The following is an 11178-nucleotide window of genomic DNA, read 5'->3' on the forward strand; positions in this document are numbered from 1 at the left end:
CGGGTCCGCTAACCGATCAGATGCGGTATGCGCTGGAACAGCGCAATGGTGAACTCCACCAGATGCCCCAGCAGCATGCTGCCGGTGGCAAACAGGGTGGCCGTCAACGCTACCGCCTTGGCCACGAAGGCGATGGTCGGCTCGTTCAACTGGGTGGCAGCCTGCACCACACCGATCACGACACCGACGACCAGCACCGCCAGCAACATCGGGCCGGCAATCCACAGGACGGTGACCAGGCCACCACGCAATTCGGTCAGGGCGATTTCAGGGCTCATGGGTGTGGTGATGCAAGTGGGGTGCCAATGGATGGGATTGGGGAATCGGGAATCGGGAATCGGGAATCGGGAGGCGGGAGGCGGGAATCGGGAGGCGGGAGGCGGGAGGCGGGAGGCGGGAGTCTGAATAGGGGGCTGAGCTGTTCGACGGTGTGTGGGCTGACAAAGCTGCGGTCTGCAGAAACTCGCCCCTCTCCAGCGGGAGAGGGGGGTGGGGTGGGGGTGCGAGGCGAAGCCACGCGTGTTGGGTGGCTCCCCGGGCCCATTGCTCAGCCGTGCGCTTCGGCGCTATCGGCTGCACTGGTTGGCGCGCTTGCTGTCTGCTCTGCGTCTGCTGCCCGACGTCGGGCCCATGCCGAAGCGGCAGGACGGGTCGGCACGCCGGCAGGGCGGCACGCATGCAGACCTTGCGGCTACGACGCGTTGAAGCTCGCGGCCAATGTGCCCACCACCAGCACCCAGCCATCCACCAGGATGAACAGCAGGATCTTGAACGGCGCCGAGATCAACATCGGCGACAGCATCATCATGCCCATCGACATCAGCACGCTGGCGACCACCAGATCGATGATCACGAACGGGATGAAGATCAGAAAGCCGATCTCGAACGCCGTCTTCAGCTCGCTGGTCACGAATGAGGCCACCAGCACCGGGAACGGCACCGCGTCCGGGCCGGCGTACTTGCCGTCGCCGGCCATGCCGGCAAAGGTCATCAGGTCGGTCTCGCGGATCTGCGCCAGCATGAAGGCACGCAGCGGCTGGGTGGTCAGCGTCCAGGCGGTCTGGAAATCGATCTGGTTGTTGAGGTACGGCGAGAGCCCGGCACCCCACATCTTCTGCCACACCGGCATCATCACCAGCGCGGTCAAAAACATCGACAGCCCCAGCAGTACCTGGTTGGACGGGGTCTGGCCGGTGCCCAGCGCCTGGCGCAGCAGGCCCAGCACGATGGTGATGCGGGTGAAGGCGGTCAGCACCAGCAGCATCGACGGCAGCAGGGTGATCGCCGTCATCAGCAGCAAGGTCTGCAGCGGCAGGCTCACCGGCTGGTCGCCGATGCGGCCGACGCTGACATTGGGCAACGACGGCAGCTGATTGGCGCCGGCCGGCGCGGTCGCCGGCGCGGCGGCGGGAGCGGCGGCCTGGGCCATGGCCGGCAATGCGGCGGGCGTGGCAGCGGCCAGCAGCGGGCAGCTCATCACCAGCAGGATCAGCACCAGGCGGAGGCTGCGCCCCCAGCGATTCCAACGACTCAACATGTCACGGGTCCTTGCGCAGCTTCTGTGCCAGCAGCTGGGCGAAATTGGGAAGTTGCTTGAAGTTGGGCAGGGTGGGAGCGGGCGCGGACGGCAGCGGTTCGGACAGGGTGTGCAAGGTGTTGATGCCGCCGGCGGTGACGCCGAGCAGCAACTGCTGGCCGTTCACCTCCACCACCACCACGCGTTCCTTGGCACCCACCGCCAGGCTGGTCACCACCCGCAGGCCCTCGGTACTGCGGAAACCGCTGCCGGGCATGCGCTTGAGCAACCAGCCCAGGCCGACGATCAGCGCCAGCACCAGCAGCAATGCAAACACCGCGCCAAACAGGCTGGGCGAGGACGGCGCCTGCGCGCCGACCTGGGTGGCCTTGGCCGCGACCGGGGCGGCAGCGGCCAGCAGGCCGATCACCGCAGCCTCCGGATCCGTTCGCTGGGGCTGACCACGTCGGTCAGGCGGATACCGAAGCGGTCGTTGATGACGACCACTTCGCCATGCGCGATCAAGGTGCCGTTGACGTACACGTCCAGCGGCTCGCCGGCGCCGCGCTCCAGTTCCACCACCGAGCCCTGGTTGAGCTGCAGCAGGTTGCGGATCGGGATGCGCGCGCGGCCCACTTCCAGCGACAGCGTCACCGGCACGTCCAGGATGACGTCCAGGTTGAGGTCGGTGGCATTCTGGTCGTGCTCGGCCTGCAGGCTGTCGAAGGTTGCAGGCGCGGCGTCGAGGATGTCGGAGTTGATCATTTGCTGGAGTCCTGGGAGGGAACGGCGCGTGGGGCTTGCACGCCGGGCGGGCGTACGGCGGTGATCTTGACGGCGTTGTTGCCATTGGAAACGCCGAATTCGCCGGTGAACAACGGAATGTCTTCCACGCACAGCGGCACCTGTGCGGGCAGGTCGATCGGCAGGATGTCGCCGATCTTCAGGCCGGTGAGCTGGCGCAGGCTCATGCGCTTGCTGGCCAGCACGCTGGACAGGGTCACCTCGGCGGTATCCAGCTGCTCGCGCAGCATCACGTTCCAGGAGTCGTCGCGGTCGTTGCGGTCGCTCTGGATGCCGGCATCGAGCAGTTCGCGGATCGGCTCCAGCATCGAATACGGCAGGGTGATGTGGATCTCGCCGCCGCCGCCTTCCAGTTCGACATGGAAGCGGCACACCACCACGTACTCGCGCGGGGTGACGATGTTGGCGAAGTGCGGGTTGATCTCCGAGTTGATGTACTCGAAGTCCACTTCCATCACCGGCGCCCAGGCTTCCTTCAGGTCGGCGAAGGTCTGCTTGAGCATCAGCTGCACCACGCGCATCTCGGTGGCGGTGAATTCGCGACCTTCGATACGGGTGTGGTAACGGCCGTCGCCACCGAAGAAGTTGTCCACCACGGTGAACACCAGCGTGGGTTCGAACACGATCAGGCCGGTGCCGCGCAGCGGCTTGAAGCGGATCAGGTTGAGGTTGGTGGGCACATACAGCGAATGCATGTACTCGTTGAACTTGACCAGGTCGATGCCGCGCACCGACAGGTCGGCCGAACGCCGGATCAGGTTGAACAGGCCGATGCGCCACAGCCGCGCGAAGCGCTCGTTGACCATCTCCAGGGTCGGCATGCGGCCACGGATGATGCGGTCCTGGCTGGACAGGTCGTACTGGCGCGCCTCGCCGGGCAGCGGCTCCGGCTCGGTATTGACCGCACCCGAATCCACGCCATGCAGCAGGGCATCGATTTCGTCCTGGGAAAGCAGATCGCTGACGCTCATGGGGCAGGCCTTACTGGGTGACGAAACTGGTGAACAGCAGTTCTTCGACGCACTTCTTGCCGGTCTCGCTGGTCATGACCTTCTGCGCTTCGGCCAGGGCGGCCTTCTGCAGCTTCTGCTTGCCGACCAGGTCGGCCACATCGGTGGCCTTGACCTGCGACAGCAGCATCAGCAGATGCGCGCGGATGGCCGGGGCGTTTTCGGTGATCAGCTTGAGGTCTTCCGGGTCGCGGGTGACCAGCTGCACTTCGACCTGCAGGTACTGCGGGCCGTCGCCGGGGTCGGCCAGGTTGACCACGATTGCCGGATCCATCGGGAAGTACTGCGCCGGCTTGGGCACCTCGGCCACCTTGGGCGCGGCGTGCTTGCCGTCTTTCTCCTCGCCCTTGTGGCCGAAGAAAAACCAGGCGCCGCCGCCGGCAGCGGCCAGCACCACGACCCCGACGGCGATCAGCAGAAGTTTCTTGCCGCCCTTCTTCTTGTCGCCCTTGTCGTCTTTGTCTTCGGTCTTCTTGGGTTTTTCCGCGGCTGCCACAGTCTGCTCCAGGGGGAATGCTCACCCAGTGGATGCAATTGGCATGCCAATCCGGCGACGGTTTCCTGGCGCGCGTGCAACTTGAACGACAAAGCCCCCGCAGACCTTGCGCTGCGAGGGTCGTGGGGTGCTGTCCGAGCTTGCCGGCACCCAGGTTTCAGCCGCGCCGGGGCGTGCCCGGCGCGCGTGCTCAGGCGTAGGCGTCCAGCAATCCACGCTGGCGTAACACCACCGACGGAATTCCGACGGGCGGGCTGTCGTCCAGGCTGAGGCCAGTGCCGTCGCTGCCGCCGCCGTTGCGGTTACCCGACTGGCTCTGCTGTTGCTGGCCGACATCGGCCTGGCCGAGCTGGAAGCCGTTCTGGCCGAGCATGTCGCGCAGGCGCGGCAGGCTCTGCTCCAGCGCCTGGCGCACGTCGGCATTGGCGGAGCTGAAGCTGGCATTGACCTTGTCGCCGTCCAGATGCAGCCGCACCTCGACCGGGCCCATCTCGTTCGGGGTCACCTTGATGTGGGCATGGCCGATCTTCTGGTCGGCCAGCCAGCTCAGGCGCGCGCCGATGGCGTCGTCGAAGGTGTCGCTGCCCATCTCCGGGGTCGGCGTGGGCGAGGCGCTGAACACCGGCGCCGGGTCCTGCAAGCGGCCGAGTGCGGCCGCCGTGGTGGTCGGCAGCACGAACGCCGGGGCGTCCGGCGCGGCCGGGCCGGCGCTGTCGTCGGTGCCCGGGTCCAGCGCCTTGGTCGCCATGCTCATCAGCGCGGCCGCCTGGGCGTCGCCGCTCAAGGCGGTGACGGAGGTGGGCTTGGCGCCTGCGGCGGCAGCCGGTGCCAACGCGCCCAACGAGGGCAGGGCGGTGCCGGCGGTCGCGGGTGCGGTGGGTGTGGCCGCGTCGGTCGGCAGCGCGGTTGCGGCCGGCGTGGCGCCGGCCGCAGCGGTCACGCCGGCAGCCAGTGCCGCAGCCGCGGCCGCCAGCACATCGCCGCCGGGCAGCGCCTGCGCCAGCAGGCCCATGCCGAAGCCGCCCAGGCCCGGCGGTGGCCAGCCGGTGTCGGTGGCGGTGGCTGCGTCGGCCGGTGCGTCTTCGCCGTTGCTCGCGGTCTTGCCGCCCTTGCCGGCCTTGGCGGTGGTGGCAGCGCTACTACCGTCGGCGGCAGCCGGTTCCTTGGCGTTGCCGGACTTGGCGGCCTTGGCATCGCCGTCCTGCGCGCGCGGGCGTGCAGTGGCATCGCCCGGCGCATCGTCGCCGTGGTCGTCGTCGCTGCGCTGCTTGTCGGGCTGGTTGGACTTGGGCGCAGCCTGCTTGGCCGGCACGCGCTCGGGCGCCTGCGGCGGGGCCTGGTTCGGGGTGTTGGCCGGGTTGAGCATGCGCGCGAACTGGTCCTGGCCAGCGTCCGGCTCGGACGAGGGATCGCTGTAGCTGGATTTCTTGCCGGTGCCGGCGAGTGCGCCGAGGCCGGCGGCAAAAGCGGACAAGGGGTTCATGCGGATTCTCCGTGGGTATCTTCGCTGCGGGCCAGGCGCGAACGACGCGCGCCGAGGTCGTCCATCTCACGCTGGTCGCGGCGTTCGATCACCTTGTTCTCCTGCGCGCGGTAGCTGGCGGCCAGTTGCTCCAATACCTGCTTCTCGCGGCTGGCCAGCAGCAGCCGGGTGCGCTCGGCTTCCACCTTGTTGCGGTTGGTTTCCACGGTCTGGGCCTGCTGCAGCACGGCGCTGTCGAGCCGGTCCAGGAAGGCGCGGCGGTTGCTCAGCGCCACGGCGCTGGTGCCGGCCATGTGGCTGTTGGCGTATTCCTCGGCGTAGCGGCGCAGTTCGTCCAGGCGTGACTGGTGGGTGTCCAGGGCGCGCTGACGCTCGGCCAGGTCGCGCGCGACCTTGTCTTCCTGTTCCTGGGCGCGGCGCAGCAGGGGGTCGATCCGTTTGGATTGCATCATGGATTAATTCTCCGGTTCCACCAGCTGCTGCAGCGCGGACAGGCTGTCGCTCAGAACCGACGCCTTGTGCACATCCTGGCCAAGGAATTCGACGATCTCCGGCCAGCGCGCCAGGGCTTCGTCGGTGGCCGGGTCGCTGCCGCGCTGGTAGGCGCCGATGGCGATCAGGTCGCGGTTGGCGGTGTAGGCGGACAGCAACCGCTTGAGCTTGCGGATACGCAGGCGCCAGGTGTCGTCGGCGATGTCCTGCACCACGCGGCTGACCGAGGATTCCAGGTCGATGGCCGGATACAGGCCGCTGTCGGCAACCCGACGCGACAGCAGGATATGGCCGTCCAGGATGGCGCGTGCGGCGTCGGCGATGGGGTCCTGCGGGTCGTCGCCCTCAGTCAGCACGGTGTAGAAGGCGGTGATCGAGCCGCGCCCCTTGGCGCCGTTGCCGGCGCGTTCCACCAGCGCCGGCAATTTGGCGAACACCGACGGCGGGTAGCCGCGGGTGGTTGGCGGCTCGCCGACCGACAGGCCGATCTCGCGCTGCGCCTGGGCGAAACGGGTCAGCGAATCCATCAGCAACAACACGTTCAGGCCCTGGTCGCGGAACCATTCGGCGATGGCGGTGGCGCGGTAGGCGCCATGCAGGCGCGCCAACGGCGGCCGGTCGGCCGGGGCGGCCACCACCACGGCGCGACGCAGGCCTTCCTCGCCCAGCGTGGTTTCGACGAAGTCGCGCACTTCGCGGCCACGTTCGCCGATCAGCCCGACCACGATGACGTCGGCCGAGGTGAAGCGGGTCATCATGCCGAGCAGCGTCGATTTACCGACGCCGGAGCCGGCGAACAGGCCCACACGCTGGCCGCGGCCGATCGGCAGCATGGCGTTGATGGCGCGCACGCCCACGTCCAGCGAGGTGGTGATGGGTTCGCGCGCCAGCGGGTTGATCGACACGCCGGCCATGCTGACGCTGCCTTCGCCGCGGATCGGGCCTTTGCCGTCGAGCGGGGTGCCGTCGCTGTCGATGACGCGGCCGAGCAGGCCTTCGCCCACCTCCACGCCGCCACGGCGCCGCGAGGGCACCACGCGGGCGTTCGGCAGCAGGCCATGCAGTTCGGCGCTGGGCATCAGGTAGGTGCGTTCGCCGGCGAAGCCGACCACTTCGGCATCGACCCAGCCGCCGTCGACTTCGACCTTGCAGGTGGCGCCCATCGGTGCCTCGCAGCCGGTGGCTTCCAGGGTCAGGCCGACTGCCCGGCGCAGGATGCCTTCGCGGATCAGGGTGCGGCCTGCGCTCGGTTCCAGCCCGAGCCCGCTCAGGCGGGTGGCCAGGCGCAGGTTGCGCGCGTCCAGCCAGTCGGCCGGGGTGGCGCCCAGCAGGGCGCTCACAGGCCCGCTCCGGATTTGCGCATGACTGTCTCCAGCGCGGCCCGCAGGCGCGCGTCCAAGGTGCCGTCCACGCGCACGCTCTCGGCATGCACGCGCAGGTCGCCGCGGCTCAGGCTCAGGTCCGGGGCCACGCGGGTGGTGCTGCTGGGCGCCAGATGCGGCAGCAGCGCGGTGATGTCGTCCGGATGCAGGCGCACTTCCACCTCGCGGCCGGCGCCGCCGACCGCATCGATGGCCTCCTGCACCAGCTCGGCCAGCAGCTGCGGGTCGGCCTGGTAGGCACGCCCGACCAGCGAGCCGGCGATGCGCACGGCCAGCTCGCCGAGCGCGCCGACCACTTCGTTCTCCAGCCGCGCCAGCGGGCGGGTAAAGTTGTCCAGGATGCCGTCGATCTGCGCGGTCAGGCGGCGCACTTCGGACTGGCCCTGGGCAAAGCCTTCGGCATGGCCGCGGGCGAAGCCTTCCTGCTGGGCGGCGTCTTCGATCGCCTGGATCTCTTCCAGGGTCGGCGGACGCAGCACCGGCTCGAGCACGGCCGGCTCGTCGTACTCCGGCGCCGGCGGGGCCGGCTCCAGGTGCAGGTCGGGGGCCAGCCAGCGGGTGACGATGTCGTTCATACCATCGCCTCCGCACCGGCGCCGCCGAGGCTGATGGCGCCTTCGTCAGCCAGGCGGCGGACGATGGTGAGGATTTCCTTCTGCGCCGCTTCCACGTCGGCCAGGCGCACCGGGCCGCGCGCTTCCATATCCTCGAGCAGGATCTCGGCGGCGCGCTGGGACATGTTGCGGGTGATCTTCTCGCGCACCTTGACGTCGGCACCGCGCAGGGCCAGGCCCAGGCGCTCGCCGGAGACCTCGCGCAGCAGCGTCTGCAGGCCGCGGTCGTCCAGGTCCACCAGGTTGTCGAACACGAACATCAGGTCCTGGATCTTGCCGGCCAGGTCGGCGTCGATCTTGCCGATCTCGCCCAGCACGCCCTGGTCGGCGCCGGTGTCGAGGAAGTTGAGGATGTTGGCGGCCACCTTGATGCCACCCACATTGGACGACTTGAGGTTCTGGTTGCCGGAAAACTGGCGCTCCATGATGTCGTTGAGCTCGCTCAGCGCATTGGGCGGGATGCCGTCCAGGGTGGCGATGCGCAGCAGTACGTCGGCGCGGGTGCGCTCGGGCAGCAGCTTCAGGGCCTCTGCGGCCTGGTCGCTGTCCAGATGCGCCATGACGATGGCGATGATCTGCGGATGCTCGTTGCGCACCAGGTCGGCCACCGCGCGCGGGTCCATCCACTTCAGGGTGTCCAGGCCGGTGGTGTTGCGGCCGAGCAGGATGCGGTCGATCAGGCCACCGGCCTTGTCGGCGCCCAGCGCCTGGATCAGCACGTTGCGGATGTAGTCGTCGGCGCCCACGCCCAGCGAGGTCTTGCCGGCCAGTTCGCCGTTGAAGTCGTCCATCACCTTCTCGACCTGATCGCGCGAGATGCCGGTCATGGTGGCCATGGCGATGCCGATCTTCTGCACCTCCTTGGGGTCCATGTGCTTGAGCACTTCGGCGGCGTCGCTTTCCCCAAGCGACAGCAGCAGCACGGCGGCGCGCTGTACGCCGGTCATCGGTGGTGTATCAGGCTTCACTGGCGACCCATCCCTTCACGACTTGTGCGACACGTTTTGAATCGGCTTTGACTGCTTCGCGTGCAAGACGCATGCGTTCTTCGTAGGCGTCCGGCAGCGCGATCGGGTTCTTGCGGTCCTGACCGAGCTGGGCGGTGTCCTCTTCCAGGCGCGGCATCAGGTCGTCATCGTCGACCATCCGCACGTCGGCGCTCTGCGGAGTGCCATCGTTGCCGCCCTTGGCCTGCTTTTCCTTGATCGCGGTCACGCCGGTGAGCTGGCGCAGGGTGGGGCGCACCACGCCGAACAGCAGCGCCAGCACCACCACCGCACCGACCAGCAGGCGCAGACCGTTCTGCACACGCGGGTCTTCCCACCACTTCGGACCTTCCTCGCCGGCCACCGCTTCGCGCACGAACGGGGCGTTCATCACCGACACCGTGTCGCCACGGGCCGCGTCGAAGCCCACTGCCTGCTTGACCAAGCCCTCGATGCGGGTGAGCTCGGCGGCCGTCAGCGGCTGCTCGACCATCTTGCCCTTGGCACCGGGGCGCGGGACGTTGTCCAGCAGCACCGCCACCGACACCCGCTTGATGCGGCCGGCCGGCTGGCGGGTGTGTTGCAAGGTCCGGTCCAATTCGTAATTGCGGGTGGCGCTCTTGGAACTTTCGGTCGGCGCGGCCGGTGCGGCGGCCTGGCCGTTGGCAGCGGCCGGGGTGCCCGGTGCGCCGGCAGTGGCGTTTGCGGCTGGCGCCGGCGGCTGGCCGGGGCTGTTGCTGGTGGCGCCCGGGGGGCCCTGCGGGCCGGTGGCGCTGGTGCTGGTGTCGCTGACCTGTTCGCTGCGCAGCTTGGCCGGTTCGCCGTTGTAGAGCTCGCGGGCTTCCTCGACCACCGAGAAGTCCATGTCCACGCTGACTTCCGGGTTGACCCGGCCCGGGCCGGTCATCGGCTCTAGCAGCTCGCGGATACGCTGGTTGTAGGAGCTTTCCTGGCGACGCACCTGTTCGAACTGGGCGGCATGCTGGGCAGCGTCGCTGTTGGGATCGGCGATGGAGAGCATGCGGCCGCTCTGGTCGACCACGGTGACGCGCTCGGGGGTCATGTCCGGGATGCTGGAGGCGACCAGGTTGACGATGGCATCGACCTGGTTGCGCTCCAGGCCCTGGCCGCCGCGCAGCTCCAGCACCACCGAGGCGCTGGCCACGTCACGCTGGCGGGTGAAGGCGCTGGGCTTGGGAATGGCCAGATGCACACGGGCCTCGCGCACCGGGCGCAGGGTGCCGATGGTGCGCGACAACTCGGTTTCCAGGGCGTGCTGGTAGCGGGCGTTTTCGACGAACTGGCTGACGCCGAAGCCGGGATCCTTTTCCATCAGCTCGAAGCCGCCGCCGGTTTCCTTGCCGGTCAGGCCGGAGCCGGCCAGCTTCAGGCGGGCGTCGTACAGACGGTCCTGCGGCACCGAGATGGCGCCGGTGTCCTGGTCGATCTTGAACGGGATCTGCGCGGTGCGCAGCAGGTCGGCCGCTTCGGCATTGCCCTTGTCGTCCAGGCCGGTGTACAGCGACTGGTAACCGGGCTTCTGCGACCAGAAGAACACTGCCAGACCGGCCGCCACCGCCACGGCGATCATCGCCATCATGGTCAGCTTGCGGGTGATCTGCAGGCTGCGGACACGGTCGAACCATTGCCCCGCCTTTTCGGCGTTCTGGTTCATGTTTTCTTTGGTGATCGCGAGAGCCATGTGTCGTCAACCCTTACAGCGGCATGTTCATGACGTCCTGGTAAGCCTGGACGAGACGGTTGCGGACTTCCACGGTGGCGCGGAAGGCCACCTGGGACTGCTGGGAGGCGACCATGACCCGTGCCAGATCGGCACTGGGGTCGCCCATTTCAAAGGCCTTGGCCAGCGCGCCGGACTTCTGCTGGGCCTCGTTGACGCCGCCGATGGCGCCGCGCAAGGTCTCGCTGAAGCTCGGTGCCTGGGTGGCCGGTGTTCCCTGTGTGCCGGCCAGCCCCTGGATCTGATTGCCGCGCGCCGCATCGCCCACCGCGCCCATCGGGCCTTGGCCCATCTGCGTCTGGTAGCTGCGGATCTGCGAGAGGATGGAGGTAACGGAGTCGCTCATGGGTGCGGTCAGCCAGGGAGGCATCCACACCAGTGCAAGCGGCGTGCCGAAACCGCGCCGGGATTCCGGCGCCGGGGGCGGGGAGGGGCTTTAAGTCAGCCGCGGATGGGTCTGGCGTTGGGCGATGGCCCAGGAGTATTGGGTGCAGAGCGTCGGATCTGCGGCTTGGCTGCAGGGCCCTTGCCCGCCACCCTCGCAGGACACGCCGCAAGGACGTCCGTGTAGGCGCTTACGCGGCATCCCTGCCGCGTAAGGTCCCGCGACGGTGGGCGGACAAGGACCAATCGAGACGGTAGTGCATGCACCCG

General features: G+C 68.5%; 13 protein-coding genes. All 13 read right to left on the minus strand.

The window, feature by feature from the left end; genetic code table 11:
- Positions 1 to 8 precede the first annotated feature (8 nt).
- Positions 9 to 278 (minus strand): flagellar biosynthetic protein FliQ, encoded by a 270-nt coding sequence (locus tag DGN21_RS09595; protein WP_005917968.1) that lies wholly within the window; start codon positions 276 to 278, stop codon positions 9 to 11.
- Between the two features lie 413 nt (positions 279 to 691).
- On the minus strand, positions 692 to 1537 hold the full coding sequence (gene fliP / locus DGN21_RS09600) for a flagellar type III secretion system pore protein FliP (RefSeq protein WP_104568466.1): 846 nt from the start codon (positions 1535 to 1537) through the stop codon (positions 692 to 694).
- 1 nt (position 1538) lies between these two features.
- Positions 1539 to 1946: a flagellar biosynthetic protein FliO gene (gene fliO / locus DGN21_RS09605; protein WP_024937666.1), complete on the minus strand. Its 408-nt coding sequence runs from the start codon at positions 1944 to 1946 to the stop codon at positions 1539 to 1541.
- Positions 1943 to 2281: a flagellar motor switch protein FliN gene (gene fliN / locus DGN21_RS09610; protein ID WP_016904992.1), complete on the minus strand. Its 339-nt coding sequence runs from the start codon at positions 2279 to 2281 to the stop codon at positions 1943 to 1945. The genes fliO and fliN overlap by 4 nt, the downstream gene beginning before the upstream one ends.
- Complete coding sequence (gene fliM / locus DGN21_RS09615) at positions 2278 to 3291, minus strand: flagellar motor switch protein FliM (protein ID WP_016904991.1); 1014 nt, start codon at positions 3289 to 3291, stop codon at positions 2278 to 2280. The genes fliN and fliM overlap by 4 nt, the downstream gene beginning before the upstream one ends.
- Positions 3292 to 3301: 10 nt before the next feature.
- Positions 3302 to 3826, minus strand: coding sequence for a flagellar basal body-associated FliL family protein (locus DGN21_RS09620; protein ID WP_016904990.1), 525 nt, complete (start codon positions 3824 to 3826; stop codon positions 3302 to 3304).
- Positions 3827 to 4016: 190 nt separating this feature from the next.
- On the minus strand, positions 4017 to 5309 hold the full coding sequence (locus DGN21_RS09625; protein ID WP_184578751.1) for a flagellar hook-length control protein FliK: 1293 nt from the start codon (positions 5307 to 5309) through the stop codon (positions 4017 to 4019).
- On the minus strand, positions 5306 to 5761 hold the full coding sequence (gene fliJ / locus DGN21_RS09630) for a flagellar export protein FliJ (RefSeq protein ID WP_104622651.1): 456 nt from the start codon (positions 5759 to 5761) through the stop codon (positions 5306 to 5308). Before fliJ ends, DGN21_RS09625 begins: the two co-directional genes overlap by 4 nt.
- Positions 5762 to 5764: 3 nt before the next feature.
- Entirely contained in the window at positions 5765 to 7141 is a 1377-nt protein-coding gene (gene fliI / locus DGN21_RS09635) for a flagellar protein export ATPase FliI (RefSeq protein WP_046342558.1), read from the minus strand.
- A complete protein-coding gene (locus DGN21_RS09640) occupies positions 7138 to 7758 on the minus strand; it encodes a FliH/SctL family protein (protein ID WP_024939589.1) in 621 nt (206 codons plus the stop codon). Before DGN21_RS09640 ends, fliI begins: the two co-directional genes overlap by 4 nt.
- A complete protein-coding gene (fliG, locus tag DGN21_RS09645; protein ID WP_024939590.1) occupies positions 7755 to 8744 on the minus strand; it encodes a flagellar motor switch protein FliG in 990 nt (329 codons plus the stop codon). Before fliG ends, DGN21_RS09640 begins: the two co-directional genes overlap by 4 nt.
- A 10-nt stretch (positions 8745 to 8754) precedes the next feature.
- Positions 8755 to 10485, minus strand: a complete 1731-nt coding sequence (fliF, locus tag DGN21_RS09650) for a flagellar basal-body MS-ring/collar protein FliF (RefSeq protein WP_016904679.1) — start codon at positions 10483 to 10485, stop codon at positions 8755 to 8757.
- A gap of 13 nt (positions 10486 to 10498) precedes the next feature.
- Positions 10499 to 10870, minus strand: coding sequence for a flagellar hook-basal body complex protein FliE (gene fliE / locus DGN21_RS09655; RefSeq protein WP_006449786.1), 372 nt, complete (start codon positions 10868 to 10870; stop codon positions 10499 to 10501).
- Positions 10871 to 11178 lie beyond the last annotated feature (308 nt).

Source organism: Xanthomonas sp. MLO165, assembly GCF_018831305.1.
Taxonomy (GTDB): Bacteria; Pseudomonadota; Gammaproteobacteria; order Xanthomonadales; family Xanthomonadaceae; genus Xanthomonas; species Xanthomonas arboricola.